The sequence below is a fragment of the Ramlibacter humi genome, assembly GCF_004681975.1.
Taxonomy (GTDB): Bacteria; Pseudomonadota; Gammaproteobacteria; order Burkholderiales; family Burkholderiaceae_C; genus Ramlibacter; species Ramlibacter humi.
In genome coordinates this window covers 358,948-376,322 of record NZ_SMLK01000003.1, presented here as the reverse complement: position 1 = coordinate 376,322, position 17,375 = coordinate 358,948, and the positions used below count along the sequence as shown (strand labels likewise).

Here is a 17,375-nt window from a genome sequence, read left to right as displayed (position 1 = left end):
GCCCTTTTGCTTGCGCGAGTCCCGCCTCAGGACGGCTTGCAGGACGTGTCGGTCACGACGATGTCGTCGCCCTTCTTCGCCTGCTCTTCCTTGTCGTCCTTCTTGCCCAACGAGTTGTTGGTGGTCTCCACCAGCACCTGTTGCAGGTCGGCCAGTGTCGCGTTCGGCAACAGCTGCTGCAGGGCCGCGATCAGGCCCGCGGCGGTGCCACCGGGGATGTCGATCACCTGGCCGCCGATGTTCATGCGCATCTGCGCCATGATGGCGCTGGGGCCGGACATGCGCGAGAAGCGGCCGGTCGCGGCCGAAGCCTGGATCAGCTCGTAGAAGCTCGTGGGCGCATCGCTCACGGCCACCATCTGCCGCGCCGTCGCCAGCGCCACCGTGCTGGTGGGCACCGCAGGCAGCGAGGAAACCACCAGCTGTCCACCCAGGTTGGCCGTGCCGCCGACCACCAGCTGGTCGTAGGTCTGGCCGGGCACGTAGGTCGTGTTGCCGGCCACGTCCATGCGCAGGAAACCGGTGCTGCCTTGCGAATAGTCGCCCGTGACCACCAGGCGGCCGATGCCGCCCTGTCCGCCGGGCGCGACGGTGCCGAAGTTGGCGACGCTGCCATCGATGGTGCCGGTGCCCTGGATGGTGCCCTGCGGCCCGTTCACCAGCGCCTGCCCGCTGCCGGACAGCCCGCCGGTGGTGTGGTCGTAGCGGCCGAGCAGCACGGTGGACCCGGACTGCAGCGTGAGAGCGTCGTTGTTGGTCCACTGGGCATCGACGTAGAGCTGCGCCGGCACGGTGGTGGACGTGGGCGTGGTCACGGCAGCCAGCATGACGGCCGCCAGCGCCGGCGGGCCGCTCGGCGGGGGCGTGGAACGCGTCGTGGTCGTCATCGTCGACGGCACCACGATGCCGCCGGAGACGGACGTGGAGAACGTTCCCCAGGTCGACCCGTTGCTGCCCGCACGGGCAGGATCGGGCACGTAGTCGCCCACGGTGGCGTCGTAGGTGTACGCGGTGCCTCCGTGGCCGGCGCCGGCCAGCACATCGCCCGCCAGGGTCAGGGTACCGGCCACGTTGATGTTGATGGAACCGCCGTTGCCGCCGTTGCCACCGCGGCCGGCATCGACCTCGCCGCCTTCGCCGCCGCTCGCGTCCAGCGAACCCAGGAGCTTGCTGCTCGCCGCCGCCGTGATGACGATGGCACCGCCTTGCCCGCCGTCGCCGCCGCGGGTGTCGCTGCTGTAGCCGCCCTGGCCGCCGAAGGCTGCGATGAAGCCGCCGGAGCTGCTGGAAGGATCGAGGACCACGCCACCGCCTTGCGCGACCAGGGTGATGGCGCCGCCCGCGCCGCCCTTGCCACCCGCGCTGCCGCTGTAGCCGCCACCGCCCGTTCCGCCCGCCGCGTAAATGGTCTTGCTGGAGAGATCCAGGTCACCGGACTTCTGGACGAGGGTGACGCTGCCGCCATTGCCGCCCATGCCTCCCGGCGTCGTGCCGTCGCTGGAACTGCCGCCCTGGCCACCCGACACATCGACGTAGCTGGTCGAGACTGCGCTCGCAGTCACCGAAACGTTGCCGCCGTTGCCGCCGGCCCGGCCCGGGCCGCCGTCGCCACCGTAAGCGTGGATCGAGCCCACCTGTGCGGTGCCGGCCGCGTTGATCGACACGCCATTCGCGTTGCCGCCCGCGCCGCTGCCGCCGCCGCCTTCCGTGCCGATCGCATAGTCCACGGTGACGTTGCCGAACTGGCTGGTCAGCGAGACGAGGCCGCCATTGCCGCCGCCCAGGCTGCCGCTGTACGAATCGCCGCCGTACGTGCCGATGTTGTAGGCATGGATGTTGCCACCGGCCGTCATGGACACCGCGCCGCCGTCGCCGCCGCGCGCGTACGAGCTGGAGCCGTACGCGTCGACGTAGCCGACATCGATCGCGCCGGTGCCGCGGGCGATCAACGACACGCCGCCGCCGGAGCCCAGGCTGCCGCTGCTGGTGTCGATCGAATAGCCGGTGATGTTGTTGCCGGCCTCGACGCCCACGTGGCCGCCGTGGATCTTTCCGCTGCTGGAGCGCGTGGAGATGCTGTTGAAGTCGATGTTGCCGCCGGCCTTGAGGCTGACGCCGGGGCCATCGGCCGTGGTGCTGCCGCCCGTGTAGAACGAAGACCCCGAGGCGGCGATGTTGCCGCTCGCGTCCAGGCCGATGGAAGCACCGTGGACGTCACGGTTGACCTGGATGTCACCGCCACGCGCCGTCAGCGACACCGCACCCGAGGCGGAGATGTCATCGGAGCTCTTGATGACGAGTGCGCCCGTCTGCTGCACCAGCGTGAGATTGCCGCCGTAGAAGCCGAGCGAGCCGCTGCCGGCGCTTGCATAGCCCTGGGTCGTCTCCAGGTCACTGCTGCCGTACGCCATCACGCTGCCGCCATTGGTCAGCGTGCCGGCCAGGAACCTGGCGTCGCCCAGTTCGACGTAGCCGTTGTTCGCGAACGTGGCGTCGGCGGCCGCCAGCTTGCTGCCGGCGCGCAGGTAGAGGCTGCCGTTGTTCTGCCACGTCGTCCCCGACGTGAGGTTCAGCTTCACCGCATTGCCCGGCCCGCCGGTGCTGGCCGTCACGGTGGTGGGACCGTCGGTGAAAACGGACTTCGCCGCCGTGTTGAAGTTGACGTTCAACACGCCGGTGCCGCCGTCGGTGGCCTGGAAATCCACGCTCCCGGCGCCGACGAACTTGATGGCGCCGTCGGCGTTCAGGTTCAGGTTCGTGGTGCCGCCGGTCGTCTTGTTGAACGTCATCGACCCCGCCGCGGTGTCGAAGGTGATGTCGCCGGTGCCGCCGGTGCCGGAATTCGTCTCGATCGTCACGTTCGTGCCGCCGCCGTTCAGCGCGGCATCGAGCGTGGAAGCCAGCAGGTACGACGTGCCGGCGGCGCCGGCCGAGAACACGTCGTTCGGAGCGCCCGCGCTCGTCGCATCTTCGGCGCCGCCCGCGACGATCGTGATGTCCGCCGGATCCAGCAGCCAGGCGCCGTTCGCACCCTTGGCGGCCGACGCATCCACCTTCACGCCGCTCGCCTGCAGCACCCGCTTGCCCGACGTCTCGACGAAGCCGCCGTTGCCACCGTTCGCACCGCCCTTGGCCTCGATGGTGCCGTGCACGCGCGTGGTGTCGTCGGCCCAGACGATGACGCGCCCGCCGTTGCCGCTGTCGGTGGCATTCGCGCGCAGCGTCGCGCCTTCGGCGACGTAGGTCACCTGCGCGTTCGGCGCACCGGCGCTGGCGCCGCGGTAGTCGCCGCCGATCCGGATCTGTCCGCCGCCCGCGGTGTTGGAGGTGTCGATGGCCGCGCCGTCCATCACGCCCACCGTGCGCGCCAGCACGTCCACCTTGCCGCCCGCGCCATTCATGCCCTGCGCCAAGGTCGTGCCGGACGTCTCGGCGTGCTCGCTCGCCTTGAGCACCACGCGCCCGCCTTCCACCGTCACGCCGGTGGCCTGCACCAGGCCGCTGTGGCGCAGCGTGCCGGCGAAGACGCCGACCGCGTCGCCGCGCAAGGTGCCCAGGTTCACCGCCTGATCCGTCGGCGCCTGCACCTCGAAGAAGATGCCTTCCAGCCCGCGGCCGGTGACTTCCACCTTCTGGCCCGCGGCCAGCACGGTCGCGCCCGCGGGGCTTTCGACCACGGCACCGGCGCCCACCTGCACGTCGCTGCCGATCAGCACCACGTTGCCCTGGCGCGCCAGCACGCGGCCGTCCACGCGCAATGGGCCACCGGCCGTGCCGTCGCCGAAGCGCAGGCGGCCGGCGATGGCATCGGCGTCGCTCATGCGCAGCGTCGAAGCGGTGAAGCCCGCGGTGTCCACCACCGCGCCGGCGCCCACGGCGATGCCGTTCGGGTTCACCAGCACCAGCTTGCCGTTCGACGACAGCGTGCCGAAGATTTTGCTGGGGTCCGCGCCCAGCACGCGGTTGATCGAGGTGCTGGCCGCGTTGGGCTGGTTGAAGTAGGTGGTCGAACCGCCCGGGACGTTGAAGCTCTGCCAGTTGATGGCCGAATGGTTGCTGTTGGCGCCGTTGGTGGTGGTGACCACCAGGTTGTTGCCGTTCTGGTCGAACCGGGCCGTGCCGTGGATCGCGCCGATCGGCACCGACTGCGCGCGCGCGGCGACGGCGGTGAAGCCCGCGGCCAGCGCCAGGGCCAGCAGCACCGGGCGGTGGCCGGCAGCCGCGGGGGCCGGCGCGGGCACCTGGCCGGCCCGCAGGCGTTGGGGGAACTGGCGTCGCGTCATGGACGGCCCTCTTGAAGGTCGTTGGTTTCGAAGCGGCCGCCGCATTTCGACGAGCCAATGCCTTCGTGGCTACTTAGAGCCACGGTCGAGCTGACGGTAGCACACCGTTACGACAGCGGCAACGAATTACAGGTAGCGGTACGCTCCGCGCTCAGGGCCACCTGGTTAGATGCGGTAAATGTCACATCTGAGCCGATCTGCCGGGGCCCAGGAAAGTCAACCCAGCCATGAGCGTCTTCGTCAGCATCGCCGCCTACTGCGACCCGGTCCTGGGCTTTACCCTGGCGCGCGCCCGGGCTGCGGCCAGCCGGCCGCAGGACCTGCATTTCGGGGTGGTGGACCAGAGCCCGCAGCCGCCGGCCGATTCCGCGCTGGCCTTGCTGGCGCCTGCCCGCCTGACCTACCAGCGCATCGAGCCCATCTACGCCCGCGGCCCGTGCTGGGCGCGCGCGCTGGCGATGGCGCTGTACGACGGCGAGGACTGGTTCCTGCAGCTGGACTCGCACATGGATTTCGAGCCCGGCTGGGACGAGCGCCTGGTCTCGCAGGCGAAGGCGCTGGCCCAGGGGCGGCGCGGCGTCGTGCTCTCGGCCTACCCCAACGCCTTCGCCTTCGAGAACGGCCGCCCCGTGCCGCGCCCGACCACGGACAAGGTGCTGGCCCACGTGATCAAGCCCGGCACCGGGTTCGAGGAGGGGCACCCGGTGCTGTCGTTCGAAGCCCAGCCCGTGGACACCGACCAGCCCGTGCCGGGCTTCCACCTGGGCGCGGGCTGCCTTTTCGCGCCGGGGCACTTCGCGCTGCAGTTCCCTTACGACCCGAAGCTGTACTTCCACGGCGAGGAACAGGCCATCGCGGCGCGCCTGTTCACGCACGGCTGGGACATCTTCCACGTGCCTGGCCTGCCGATCTCGCACCTGTACAACGACGGCCGCTCGGGCATGCCGCCGCGCCCGCTGCACTGGGACGCGGCGCACGAAGCCGCGCGCAAGCAGCCGTGGTGGCAACTGGAAGACCGGGCGCGCCGGCGGCTGGCCGCCTTGTTCGACGACGCGCCATTGGGCGTGTATGGATTGGGCGAAGCGCGCACGATGGCGCAATACGCGCAGTGGTGCGGCATCGACTACGCGGCCCGCACGCTGTCGCCGCAGGCCTTCCAGCCAATGCGCAGCGAGCCGCCGCCGCCGGCGGACTGAATCAACCGGCGTCCAGCGTGGTCGCGGCCAGGCACAGATCGGCCCAGGCCTTGGCCTTGTCCGGCAGGTTGCGCAGCAGGTAGGCCGGGTGGTAGGTCACCACCAGCGGCACACCGTGGTAGTCGTGCACGCGGCCGCGCAGGCGGCCCACCGGTTCCTGCGTCTGCAACAGGCTCTGCACCGCGAAGCGGCCCATCGCCAGGATCATGCGCGGCTTCACCAGCTCGACCTGGCGGCGAAGGAAGGGCTCGCATTGCGCGACTTCCTGCGGCTCCGGGTTGCGGTTGCCCGGCGGGCGGCACTTGAGCACGTTGGCGATGTAGACGTTGCGGCCGCGGTCAAGTCCCAGCGCGCGCAGCATGTTGTCCAGCAGCTTGCCGGCCTGGCCGACGAAGGGCTCGCCCCGCAGGTCCTCGTTCTCGCCGGGCGCTTCGCCGATCACCATCCAGTCGGCCTGGCGGGGACCGACGCCGAACACGGTGTTGCGGCGCGACTCGCACAGCCCGCACGCACGGCAACCGGCGACGGCGGCTTCCAGTTCGGGCCAGTCCAGCGTGGGGACGCCCGCGGGGCGATCGCCGAGCGATCGCGCCGGCGGCACCGCGATGGGCGCCTCGACGACCGCCGGTACCTCGGCGCGCAGCGCGGGCGCTTCGGCCGCTTCGGCATCGATCGCTGCCTGCTCCTGCGCAGGCAGCGCCCACGCCGGCAGCAGCCGGATGCCCATCTCGCGCAGCATGGCCGCGCGGCGTTCGTCCATCGCCAGCGTCACAGTTTCAGGCTCATCACGATGGCGTCTTCGCGCCGGCCGTTCAACGCCGGGTAGTAGCCCCGGCGTTCGCCCACGCGGCGGAAGCCGTGCCGCAGGTAGACCTTCTGCGCGCGCTCGTTGCCCATGCGCACTTCCAGCCACAGCCATTGCGCACCCTGGCCTCGCGACCAGAGGGCCAGCGCGTCCAGCATCAGGCGGCCCCAACCCTGGCCCTGGCAGGCGGGCGCGACAGTGAGGTTGAGCAGATGGACTTCATCCACGCCTTTCATGGCGACGAAATAGCCCAGCAGTTCGCTGCCGGCGCGCAGCACCTGGCCCTGGTAGCCCGAGCGCAGCGAATCGGCGAAGTTGCCCGCGGTCCACGGGTGGTCGTAGGCGGCGCGCTCGATGACCAGCACCGAATCCAGGTCGGCGAGGGTCATGGCTTCGAAGCCCGCTTCGCGGGTGTCCAGCACGGCGCTCATGACGGCATTTTCGCTTGGGGAGCGGCGGCGCGCGCCGCTTCGCGCTCGGCCGTGGTCTGCGCGACACGGTCGCGCACATACAGGGGCAGCGCCTGCTCGGCCGGCACCGATTCGCCGCGCGCGATCAGCGCGGGCGCCAGGCTCAGCAGGGCCTTGGCTTCGGGCAGGGCTTCGACGCGGCGTGCCGCGGGCAGCCGGTCGCCGTACGCGGCGAAGGCGTTGCCCGCCAGCAGCGTGCCGGGCGGACAGGCCACGGCTTCGGGCGCGATCAGCTCGATGGCGCCTTCGCGTTGCCAGGCTTGCCCGTCGTGGCGGTAGCGGGCGGCGTAAACCTCGTCCATCCGCGCATCCAGCACGGCCAGCACGTTGGCCGCGCCGTCCTGCGCGCGCGCGGCCTCGGCCACGGCCATCAGCGTTTCGACCGGCAGCACCGGCCGGTCGGCGCCCAGCGCGAGGCCCTGCGCCACGGCGCACGCGGTGCGCAAGCCGGTGAACGATCCCGGGCCCCGCCCGAACACGATGGCATCGAGTTGCCGCAGCGAGAGGCCGGCTTCCGCCAGCATGGCCATCGCCATCGGGATGAGCGTCGCGGACGCGCGCGCGCCGCCCGCCTCGCGCCGCTGCAGCACGGCGCTGCCGGCGCGCACCGCCAGCGTCATCGTTTCGGTGCTGGTATCGAAGGCGAGGAGGTTCAAGGGCGCGCGCGGGGGAAACCCCGATTATCGAGCCGGGATAATCGCCCCGATGCGCTTGCTGTTCCTGCTCGTGGCCGCCTGGTGGTGTTCGGTTTCGGCGGCGCAGCCGCTCCCTGCGGAGGTGGACGCCGCGCTGGCCCGCGCCCGCCTGCCGCGCGACGCCGTCACCCTGCTGGTGGCCGACGTGGACCCTGCCGTGCCGCCGCGCCTGGCGCACCGGGTCAACGCGCCGATGAACCCGGCGTCGATCGCCAAGCTGGCCACCACCTTCGCCGCGCTGGAACTGCTGGGGCCCGCCTTCACGTGGTCCACGCCTGTCTACGTGGACGGGCCCATCGTCGGGCGCGTCCTGCAAGGCAATCTTTACCTCAAGGGCCAGGGCGATCCGAAGCTGGTGCACGAGCGGCTGTGGCTGCTGATCCGCCGCCTGCACGCACTGGGCATCGACCGCGTCGCGGGCGACATCGTGCTGGACCGCAGCGCTTTCGAGCCGATCGCGGGCGACCCGGCGGCTTTCGACGGCGAACCGCTGCGCCCGTACAACGCGCTGCCCGACGCGCTGCTGCTCAACTTCAAGGCCGTGGCGCTGACGTTCACGCCGCAGCCGGGCGGCACGGCGCGGGTGGTTGCGGAACCGCCCCTGGCCGGCGTCGAGTTTCCCGCCACCGTGCCGCTGGCCGCGGGCGATTGCGGCGACTGGCGCACGGGGCTGCTGCTGGCCTTTCCCGCTCCCACCCGCGCGCAGTTCGGCGGCTCGTATGCCGCGGCGTGCGGCGAGCGCACCTGGCCCATCGCCGCGCCCGATGGCGCCGGCTATACGGCGCGGCTGGTGGCGTCCATGTGGCAGGAGGCGGGCGGCACCGTCGGCGGACAGGTGCGCGAAGGCCGGGCGCCCACGGGCCTGGGGCCCATCGCCGAATCGGTTTCACCCTCGCTGGCCGAGGTGGTCCGCGACATCAACAAGTACAGCAACAACGTGATGGCGCAGCAGGTGTTCCTCACGCTGAGCCTGAAGGCGCGCGGCATGGGCTCGCGCCAAGGCTCGCGCGAGCTGCTGCGCGCGTGGTGGCGCGAGCGCTTCGCCGGTGAGCCGCCGCAGTTCGACAACGGCTCTGGACTTTCGCGCGACGAGCGCATCACCGCCGCGCAACTGGCGCAGCTGCTGCAGTACGCGTGGGCCTCGCCGCTGATGCCGGAACTGGCGGCATCGCTGCCGGTGGCCGGCACCGACGGCACGCTGCGGCGCACGAAGGCGGCCCTCGGCGCGCACCTGAAAAGCGGCAGCCTGCGTGACGTGCAGGGCGTGGCCGGCTACGTGCACCTGCCCGGCGGCCGCCGCTTGGTGCTGGTGGCCATCGCCAACCACCCCAATGCCGGCGGCATGCGCCCGGTGATCGAGGCCGTGCTGGCCTGGCTGGCGGCGAAATGAAGAAGGGCCCCGCAGGGCCCTTACGTATCGCGCGCCGGGATGCTTACCAGCGGTCCTTCGAACGCTGGAAAGCATAGTCGCCGAGCGTGGCATTGCCGGCCGGCGTGAGGTACACCTTGTCCGCGAACAGGAAGCTGCCGGGGGAACCGGTGGTCAGCGTTGCGCCGGTGCACAGCGCGGAGTTGACCTGGCCCGCGCCGATGCCGATGCCCACGCCGGGATCGACGGAATTGCAGGTCACGGTGGTGACGTCCGTGTAGCCATACGTGGCGGGCGACGCGGTGACCAGGTTGAACTGGAGCGCGGCATCCACGTAGAGCACATTGGCGCCGAGGTCGACGATGGCGATCTTCAGGCCGTCGTTGAAGTTGGTGGCCAGAGCCTCCATCGCGACAGCGCGACCGGTGGCGATCGCCCACGGCGAGCGGCCGATGTTGTACACGCCCGCGACGATGATGTGCTTGACGCCCGCATCGACCAGGCGCTTGATCTGCGCGCCCAGCTGCGTGCCGGCCTGGCGGACATTGGCGTTCGCCTGGGCATCGCTTTGCGTGCCGGCGATCGCCGCCTGCTCCTCGACGATGAGGTCCGCCGTGCCGGCGCCGATGATCACCAGGTCGTCGCTTTGGACGCCAGAGGTCAGATAAGCCGTCACCTGGTCGGTCACCGTGGGAGTGGCCGCATTGCCTTGCGCGTCCGGCTGCAGGGCAACCCGGGCGCTGCCGATGGCATAGGAGTTGCCGCCGGAAGCCGTGGACGCCAGCGACAGGTTGTAGTTCGCGGCCAGGCGCTGCGTCCAGTTGCTGGTGGTGCTGTCGTTGATCGAGTACTGCGAGCCGCGCCGGCCCGCGTCCGAGAACGCATCGCCCAGGGCGACGGCTCGCGCCGGGGCGAACTGGGACACGACTTTGCCGCCGCCGCAGGCGGCGAGCAGCAGCGAAACGGCACAGGCGGCCGGCAACAAGGCGCGGCGCAAGCGCTGGAAAGGCATGGGGGAATCTCCGTCTTCGAAAGCCCGGATAGTGTAACGACCGCTCAGGCGGCGGCCGCGCGGGCCAGGCGGTCGCGCACGCCGTCCCATTCGGCGTCCTCCGGCGGCGCCTCGACCCAGATCAACTGCACGCCCTGGTCGTCGAAGTCGCGCAGCACCGCGAACAGCTGCCGGGCGGCTTCGACGGCGTCGTCCGGCATGCGCCGGCGCAGCACGCGCTCCGATCGCGTCTGCAGGATGGCGCGGGAATACGTGGCGATGTTGGCCGCCTGGCCGCCCAGCAGATCCAGCGCGGTCTGCAGCCCGCGCGCGTCCATCAGGCGCACCTTCGCGCGCGGCGCGTAGTGCGCTTCCAGCGTGCCCGAAGCGCGCGGCGCGCCGGGCAGGTCTTCTGGCCGGACCAGCGGCTCGCCGCAGGCCGACTCGATCTGCGCCGCCGTGAGAACGCCCGGGCGCAGCAGCACGGGACGCCCGCGGGTGCAGTCGACGATGGCGGATTCGATGCCGACCTCGCACGGTCCGCCGTCCAGCACCAGCAGGCCGTCGCCGAACTCCGATGCCACGTGCTGCGCGCTGGTGGGGCTGACGCGGCCGAACTTGTTGGCGCTGGGCGCCGCGAGTCCGGGAACGGGCGGCTGCGCGTCCGCGCAAGCGCGCAAGAGCGCGTGTGCGACCGGGTGCGAGGGACAGCGCAATCCGATCGACGACTGGCCGCCCGCCGCGGCGCGCGCCACTTCCGGGCGGCGCGGCAGGATCAACGTCAGCGGACCCGGCCAGAACGCGTCGATCAGCTTCTGCGCGAACGGCGGCACGGACGCGGCGAAGTCGCCGACGCGCGAAGCGTCCGGCACATGCACGATCAGCGGATGGTCGCTGGGCCGGCCCTTGGCCTCGAAGATGCGCGCCACGGCTTCGTCGCGCGAAGCATCGGCGCCGAGGCCGTAGACGGTTTCCGTGGCGAAGGCGACCAGCTCGCCCGCCTGCAGGCGGCGCACCGCCTCCTGCAGCGCCGCGGGGTCACTCGGGTCGCGGACCATGGCTCAGAACGTTTCGAGCCCCAGCAGCCCGCACGCGCGCAGCGCCGTGGTGCGCGCCTGTGCCGCATCCGCGGCGGTGAACGTCAGGTGGCCCATCTTGCGGCCGGGCCGCGCGCTGGCCTTGCCGTACAGGTGCAGGTGCGCACCGGGCAGCGCGAGCACGTCGGCCCACGGCGGCGTGCGTTCCGCGCCGCTGGCGAACCAAAGGTCGCCCAACAGGTTGAGCATGATCGCGTGGCTGTGCTGGCGCGGGGCCGCCAACGGCAGGCCCGCCAGCGTGCGCACCTGCAGTTCGAACTGCGACACGTCGGCGCCGTCCATGCTCCAGTGGCCGCTGTTGTGCGGGCGCGGCGCCATCTCGTTGACGACCAGCGAGCCGTCCTGCAGCACGAAGAATTCCACGCACAGCACGCCGACGTAGTCCAAGCCTTGCGCGATGGCGCGCGTGGACTCGATCGCCTGCTGCGCCAGTGCGCCTGGCACCACGCCTTCGCCCACCTCGGTGACGGCCAGGATGCCCGCGCGGTGCAGGTTCTTCTGCACCGGCAGGTGGACCATCGCGCCGTCGGCGCCGCGCGCCACGACGACCGAAATCTCGGAGGCGAGCGGCAGCAGTTTTTCCAGCACGCAAGGCACGCGCTTGAGTTCGTCCCAGGCTTTCGCGAGCGCCGCGCGGTCGGCCACGCGCACCTGGCCCTTGCCGTCGTAGCCCAGGCGCGCGGTCTTCAGCACGCCGGGCAGCAGCGCATCCGGCACGTCGGCCAGCTGGCCCGGCGTTTCGATCAACGCGTTGGGCGCGCAGGGCACGCCGCAGCGGGTGAAGTGCGCCTTCTCTTTGGTGCGGTCCTGTGCCACGGACACCGCATCGGCCGCGGGCGCGACGAAGCGCCGTTCCGCCAGCCCGGTCAGTGCCTCGGCCGGCACGTTCTCGAACTCGGTGGTGATGGCGTCGGCCACTTGCGCCAGCCGGTGCAGCCCGGCCTCGTCGAGGTAGCCAGCCTGCACGTGATGGTGGCTGACCAGGCCGGCCGGGCTGGCTTCGTCGGGATCGAGCACGGCCGTGGCGTAACCCAGCCGCTGCGCCGCGTGCACGAACATGCGGCCGAGCTGGCCGCCGCCCATCACGCCCAGCGTGGCGCCGGGCGCGAGCGGATGTCCGGGAACGGAAGAGGTCATGCCGCCGGCGGCAGCGTCATCGCGCGCGCCGCTTCGGTCTGGCGCGTGCGGAAGGTTTCCAGCTGCGTGCGCAGCCGGGCGTCGTCCGTGGCGAGCATGGCGACCGCGAACAGCGCCGCATTGGCCGCGCCGGCCGCGCCGATGGCGAAGGTGGCCACCGGGACGCCCTTGGGCATCTGCACGATGCTGTGCAGCGAATCGACGCCCTGCAGGTGGCGGCTGGGGACCGGGACGCCCAGCACCGGCACCGTGGTCTTGGCGGCCAGCATGCCCGGCAGATGAGCCGCGCCGCCGGCGCCGGCAATGATGGCCTTCAGGCCGCGGCCCGCCGCCTGTTCGGCGTAGGCGAACATGTCGTCCGGCATGCGGTGGGCCGAGACGACCCTCGCCTCATGGGCGATGCCGAATTCCTGGAGAATCTGCACTGCGTGCTGCAGGGTCTCCCAGTCGCTGCTGGACCCCATCACCACGCCGACCTGGACCGGGGGCATTGAGCTGCTCCTAAAGGCCGGATTCTACGGTTACACCACACTTGCCATGATCGACGCCACCATCGAGAACTTCGAAACCGAAGTCATCGCCGCCTCCATGACCCAGCCCGTGCTGGTGGACTTCTGGGCCCCGTGGTGCGGCCCCTGCAAGACCATCGGCCCCCTCCTGGAGAAGCTGGAGACGGAATACGCCGGCCGCTTCAAGCTGGTGAAGATCAACTCCGACGACGAGCAGCAGCTGGCCGCCGCCTTCGGCATCCGCAGCATCCCCACCTGCATCCTGCTGATGAACGGCCAGCCGGTCGACGGCTTCATGGGCGCGGTGCCGGAAGGCCAGCTGCGGCAGTTCCTCGACAAGCACGTGCCGCCCGCGGGTGAGCAAGACGAGGAGGTCATCGAGGAAGAAGAGGCCGCGCCGCTGGATGCCGAAGGCCAGCTGGAAAAACTGCAGCACGCGGTGGTCACCAATCCGTCCGACGACGATGCGCGCGCCGAGTACGTGAAGGCGCTGCTGCTGGCGGGCCGCGTGGCCGATGCGAAGACGGCTTTCGCGCCGGTGGCGTCCAAGGTCGCAGGCGTGCGCGTGCTCGATTCGCTGCAGCTCGCCATCGACATGATGGAGTTCGCCGCGTCGCAGGGCGATGCCGCCAAGGCCATCGCCGGCTTCGACGCGAAGATCGCCGCCGGCAAGCGCGACTTCGAAGCCCGCTTCGGCCGCGCGCGCGTGCTGGCCGCGCAGCGCCGCTGGACCGACGCGATGGACGAGCTGCTGGAAATCCTGATGCGCGACAAGGCCTGGAACGAGGACGCCGCGCGCAAGGCCTACATCGCGATCCTGGACCTCATCGAGCCGCCGAAGGCCAAGGTCGCGGAAGGGCAGATCCCGGCGGAAGACCCGACGGTGGCGACGTACCGCCGCCGGTTGTCGAGCGTCGTGCTGTCCTGAGTATCCCGAACCGCTGGGCACCCGTACCGTTCCGATGCCCATCCCGTTCGGGCTGAGCTTGTCGAAGCCTGGGGACTACCCTTCGACAAGCTCAGGGCGAACGGTGCGGGGAAACGGCGCGGGGGATAGGGCGAGCGGGGCGGCTCAAGCCGTCAGCCGCTCCAGCGCCTCGCGGTACTTGGCCGCGGTGCGCTCCACCACTTCCTGCGACAGGCGCGGCGCCGGCGGCGTCTTGTCCCAGGGCTTGCCGTTGATGCGCACCTGCTCCAGCCAGTCGCGCAGGTACTGCTTGTCGAAGCTGGGCGGGTTGCGGCCTTCGCGCAGCGCCTCTTCGTAGCCTTCCACCGGCCAGTAGCGGGAAGAGTCGGGCGTCAGCACCTCGTCCATCAGCACGACCTGGCCCTTCTCGTCGAGGCCGAACTCGAACTTGGTGTCCGCGATGATCATGCCCTTGGCCAGCGCGATCTTCGCGGCCGCTTCGTACAGCGCGATGCTGATGTCGCGGATCTTCGCCGCGACGTCGGCGCCCACCATCTGCACGGTGCGCTCGTAGGTGATGTTCTCGTCGTGCTCGCCGGCCTCGGCCTTGGCGGCCGGTGTGTAGATCGGCTGCGGCAGGCGCGCCGCGTTGGTCAGGCCTTCGGGCAGCTGCACGCCGCACACCGAGCGCGACTCCTGGTATTCCTTCCAGCCGCTGCCCGCCAGGTAGCCGCGCACCACCGCCTCGACGGGGATGGGCTTGAGCCGCTTGACCAGCATCGAGCGGCCTACCACCTGCTGCGCCTCGGCCGAGGTCACCACGCTTTCGGGCGTCTCGCCGGTGAGGTGGTTGGGGCACATGCCCGCGAGCCTGCCGAACCAGAACATGGCCATCTGCGTCAGCAGCGCGCCCTTGCCGGGGATGGGTTCGCCCATGATGACGTCGAACGCCGAGATGCGGTCGCTGGCGACCATCAGGATGCGGTCGCTGCCCACGGCGTAGTTGTCGCGGACCTTGCCGCGCGCCAGCAGCGGCAGCGAGGTGAGCGAAGAGGTGTGCAGGGCGGAAGTCATGGCTGTGCGGCTCGGGGGAAAAAGCAAAACGGCCCGCTGGCAGGCGGGCCGCTCCATTATCGCGGGGACAGTCAGTTCACCGTCTGCGCCAGCTCGCCGCGCTCGTACTTCTGCGCGACGACCTGCAGCGTGTGGCCCTTGATCTTGGGCGCCTGGCCTTCGCAGCCGAACTCGATGTAGCGCTGCCTGCAGACCTGCTTGGCGGCTTCGCGCGCCGGCTTCATCCATTCGCGCATGTCGAACTTGTCCAGGTTCTCGGCCAAGAACTTGCGCACCGCGCCGGTCATGGCCAGGCGGATGTCGGTGTCGATGTTGATCTTGCGCACGCCGTGCTTGATGGCTTCCTGGATCTCCTCGACCGGCACGCCGTAGGTTTCCTTCATCTTGCCGCCGTACTGGTTGATCTGCTTGAGCAGCTCCTGCGGCACGGACGAAGAGCCGTGCATCACCAGGTGCGTGCTGGGGATGCGGCGGTGGATTTCCTTGATGCGGTCGATGGCCAGGATGTCGCCCGTGGGCTTGCGCGAGAACTTGTACGCGCCGTGGCTGGTGCCGATGGCGATGGCCAGCGCGTCCAGCTGGGTCTTCTTCACGAAATCGGCGGCCTGCTCGGGGTCGGTCAGCAGCTGCTCGCGCGTCATCGTGGAATCCGTGCCGTGGCCGTCTTCCTTGTCGCCCTTCATCGTCTCCAGGGAGCCCAGGCAACCGAGTTCGCCTTCGACGGTGACGCCCAGCTTGTGCGCCATCTCGACGACCTTCTTCGTCACGTCGACGTTGTAGTCGTAGCTCGCGATGGTCTTGCCGTCGGCTTCCAGCGAGCCGTCCATCATCACCGAGGAGAAGCCCAGCTTGATGGCGCCCGCGCACACGTCGGGGCTCTGGCCATGGTCCTGGTGCATCACCAGCGGGATCTCGGGGTAGGCCTCCAGCGCGGCCTGGATCAGGTGCTTCACGAAAGGCTCGCCGGCGTATTTGCGGGCGCCGGCGCTGGCCTGCAGGATGACCGGCGAGCCGGTTTCCTTGGCGGCTTCCATCACCGCCTGCACCTGCTCGAGGTTGTTGACGTTGAAGGCCGGGATGCCATAGCCGTTCTCGGCGGCATGGTCCAGCAGTTCGCGCATGGAAACGAGTGGCATGGTGCAGTCCTTGGAATGTGAAACCGTCGGCGCCCGCGCGCGGCGCAGGGCGGGAACTGCGTGGAATTTTACCGGTGGGGTTGCCTCGCGGGGGACTTGGCGCCTCGCCCGGGCGGGTCATGGACGCGGTGCGCGCGTGCGCTCACCGCGCGGTTTACCTCAACGGCGGCGCTGCCGGGCAGCGCGTGGCGTCACTGCACGCGGCAGATCTTGAGCATGTTGGTGCCGCCCGGGGCACCCATGGGCTCGCCGCACGTGATGGCGTAGATGTCGCCGGAAGCGACGATGCCGCGCTTCTTCAGGTGCGCCTCGGCGTCACCCAGCGCGGTGTCGCGCTCGGCGCTCTGGTCCATGAGCAGCGGCCGCACGTTGCGGTACAGCGCCATCTTGCGCTGCGTGGCCACCTTGGGCGTCAGCGCGTAGATGGGCACGTGGATGCGGTGGCGGCTCATCCACAGCGCGGTCGAGCCCGAGTCGGTGAGCGCCACGATGGCCTTGCAGCCGAGGTGGTGCGCGGTGAAGAGCGCGCCCATGGCGATGGACTGGTCGATGCGCGAGAAGTCCATGCCGGTGAAGTCGGCGTCCAGCTTCACGTCCTCGGCCATTTCCGCCTCGGCGCAGATGTTGGCCATCTCGATCACCGTCTCCAGCGGGTACTTGCCCGCGGCGGTTTCGGCGCTGAGCATCACCGCGTCGGTGCCGTCCAGCACCGCGTTGGCCACGTCGCTCACCTCGGCGCGCGTGGGCACGGGGTTGGTGATCATCGACTCCATCATCTGCGTGGCCGTGATGACGACCTTGTCGCAGCTGCGCGCGAGCCGGATCATGCGTTTCTGGATCGCCGGCACGGCCGCGTTGCCCACTTCCACCGCCAGGTCGCCGCGCGCCACCATCACGCCGTCACTGGCCTTCAGGATGGACTCGAGGTTGGGGATGGCTTCGGCGCGCTCGATCTTGGCGATGAGCCCCGGCTTGTGCCGGTAGTCGGCGGCCGCCACGTTGCACAGCTGGCGCGCCATCTCCATGTCAGTGGCCGTCTTGGGAAAGCTCACGGCGACGTAGTCGGCCTGGAAGCTCATCGCGGTGCGGATGTCTTCCATGTCCTTGGCGGTCAACGCGGGCGCCGACAGGCCACCGCCCTGCTTGTTGATGCCCTTGTTGTTGGACAGCTCGCCGCCCAGCTTCACGGTGGTGTGCACCTTGTCGCCGGCCACGTTGTCGACGGTCAGCACGATGAGGCCGTCGTTCAGCAGCAGCGTGTCGCCCGGCTTCACGTCGCGCGGAAGCTCCTTGTAGTCCAGGCCGACGCCGTTGATGTCACCGAGTTCGGTGCGCGACGCGTCCAGCACGAACTGGTGGCCCGGCTCGAGCTGCACCTTGCCTTCGGCGAACTTGCCCACGCGGATCTTGGGACCCTGCAGGTCGGCCATGATGGCCACCTCGCGGCCGGCGCGCTGCGCAACTTCACGAACAAGGTTGGCGCGGTCGATGTGGTCCTGCGCCTTGCCGTGGCTGAAGTTCAGGCGCACGACGTTCACGCCGGCGCGGATCATCTGCTCCAGCAGCTTGGGGTCGCTGGAGGCGGGGCCGAGGGTGGCAACGATCTTGGTGGCGCGTCGGGCCATGAAGGCGTCCTGGAGAGAATGCGGTGGGCGGCATTCTCACACGCTGCGCGGGCGTGGGTTACAGGGCGGTTACGGAGCCGC

The 17,375-nt window shown here is 70.3% G+C and carries 14 protein-coding genes; 3 read left to right on the top strand and 11 right to left on the bottom strand.

The genetic code is table 11. The features are described from left to right. Window positions 1–26: 26 nt before the first annotated feature. A complete protein-coding gene (locus tag EZ216_RS12720; protein WP_167772885.1) occupies window positions 27–4,283 on the bottom strand; it encodes a two-partner secretion domain-containing protein in 4,257 nt (1,418 codons plus the stop codon). Between the two features lie 227 nt (window positions 4,284–4,510). Between EZ216_RS12720 and EZ216_RS12715 the strand changes: the two genes are divergently transcribed. Next, complete coding sequence (locus tag EZ216_RS12715) at window positions 4,511–5,479, top strand: GlcNAc-transferase family protein (protein WP_135250133.1); 969 nt, start codon at window positions 4,511–4,513, stop codon at window positions 5,477–5,479. 1 nt (window position 5,480) lies between these two features. Here the strand turns inward: EZ216_RS12715 and EZ216_RS12710 are convergent, their stop codons facing one another. From EZ216_RS12710 to tsaB, 3 genes are read right to left on the bottom strand one after another with little or no spacing between them, the layout of a single operon-like run. Continuing rightward, window positions 5,481–6,239, bottom strand: coding sequence for a uracil-DNA glycosylase (locus EZ216_RS12710; RefSeq protein ID WP_135250132.1), 759 nt, complete (start codon window positions 6,237–6,239; stop codon window positions 5,481–5,483). An 8-nt stretch (window positions 6,240–6,247) separates the two neighbouring features. After that, complete coding sequence (rimI, locus tag EZ216_RS12705; RefSeq protein ID WP_135250131.1) at window positions 6,248–6,715, bottom strand: ribosomal protein S18-alanine N-acetyltransferase; 468 nt, start codon at window positions 6,713–6,715, stop codon at window positions 6,248–6,250. Next, window positions 6,712–7,410: a tRNA (adenosine(37)-N6)-threonylcarbamoyltransferase complex dimerization subunit type 1 TsaB gene (tsaB, locus tag EZ216_RS12700; protein ID WP_135250130.1), complete on the bottom strand. Its 699-nt coding sequence runs from the start codon at window positions 7,408–7,410 to the stop codon at window positions 6,712–6,714. The genes rimI and tsaB overlap by 4 nt, the downstream gene beginning before the upstream one ends. A 49-nt stretch (window positions 7,411–7,459) precedes the next feature. Between tsaB and dacB the strand changes: the two genes are divergently transcribed. Continuing rightward, a complete protein-coding gene (gene dacB / locus EZ216_RS12695; RefSeq protein ID WP_135250129.1) occupies window positions 7,460–8,839 on the top strand; it encodes a D-alanyl-D-alanine carboxypeptidase/D-alanyl-D-alanine endopeptidase in 1,380 nt (459 codons plus the stop codon). Between the two features lie 43 nt (window positions 8,840–8,882). Here dacB and EZ216_RS12690 read toward each other — a convergent pair whose 3' ends face one another. From EZ216_RS12690 to purE, 4 genes are read right to left on the bottom strand one after another with little or no spacing between them, the layout of a single operon-like run. After that, window positions 8,883–9,830 carry an SGNH/GDSL hydrolase family protein gene (locus tag EZ216_RS12690; protein WP_135250128.1) on the bottom strand — a complete coding sequence of 316 codons (948 nt, stop codon included), beginning with the start codon at window positions 9,828–9,830 and terminating at the stop codon, window positions 8,883–8,885. A 44-nt stretch (window positions 9,831–9,874) separates the two neighbouring features. Then, entirely contained in the window at window positions 9,875–10,867 is a 993-nt protein-coding gene (locus EZ216_RS12685; protein ID WP_135250127.1) for an L-threonylcarbamoyladenylate synthase, read from the bottom strand. Between the two features lie 3 nt (window positions 10,868–10,870). Next, on the bottom strand, window positions 10,871–12,043 hold the full coding sequence (locus EZ216_RS12680) for a 5-(carboxyamino)imidazole ribonucleotide synthase (protein WP_135250126.1): 1,173 nt from the start codon (window positions 12,041–12,043) through the stop codon (window positions 10,871–10,873). Next, window positions 12,040–12,534 (bottom strand): 5-(carboxyamino)imidazole ribonucleotide mutase, encoded by a 495-nt coding sequence (gene purE / locus EZ216_RS12675; protein WP_135250125.1) that lies wholly within the window; start codon window positions 12,532–12,534, stop codon window positions 12,040–12,042. The genes EZ216_RS12680 and purE overlap by 4 nt, the downstream gene beginning before the upstream one ends. A 46-nt stretch (window positions 12,535–12,580) precedes the next feature. On the opposite strand from purE, the gene trxA reads away from it, so the two are divergent. Further along, the gene (trxA, locus tag EZ216_RS12670; RefSeq protein WP_135250124.1) at window positions 12,581–13,480 is read left to right on the top strand and encodes a thioredoxin; all 900 of its coding nucleotides are present in this window, start codon (window positions 12,581–12,583) and stop codon (window positions 13,478–13,480) included. Between the two features lie 144 nt (window positions 13,481–13,624). On the opposite strand, the gene EZ216_RS12665 is transcribed toward trxA, so the two are convergent. The 3 genes from EZ216_RS12665 to pyk all read right to left on the bottom strand — a co-directional run bounded on the left by EZ216_RS12665 (window position 13,625) and on the right by pyk (window position 17,294). Continuing rightward, window positions 13,625–14,533: a phosphoribosylaminoimidazolesuccinocarboxamide synthase gene (locus tag EZ216_RS12665; protein ID WP_135250123.1), complete on the bottom strand. Its 909-nt coding sequence runs from the start codon at window positions 14,531–14,533 to the stop codon at window positions 13,625–13,627. Window positions 14,534–14,604: 71 nt separating this feature from the next. Beyond that, entirely contained in the window at window positions 14,605–15,669 is a 1,065-nt protein-coding gene (fba, locus tag EZ216_RS12660; protein ID WP_135250122.1) for a class II fructose-bisphosphate aldolase, read from the bottom strand. A gap of 191 nt (window positions 15,670–15,860) precedes the next feature. Continuing rightward, window positions 15,861–17,294: a pyruvate kinase gene (gene pyk / locus EZ216_RS12655; RefSeq protein ID WP_135250121.1), complete on the bottom strand. Its 1,434-nt coding sequence runs from the start codon at window positions 17,292–17,294 to the stop codon at window positions 15,861–15,863. Between the last annotated feature and the right edge of the window lie 81 nt (window positions 17,295–17,375).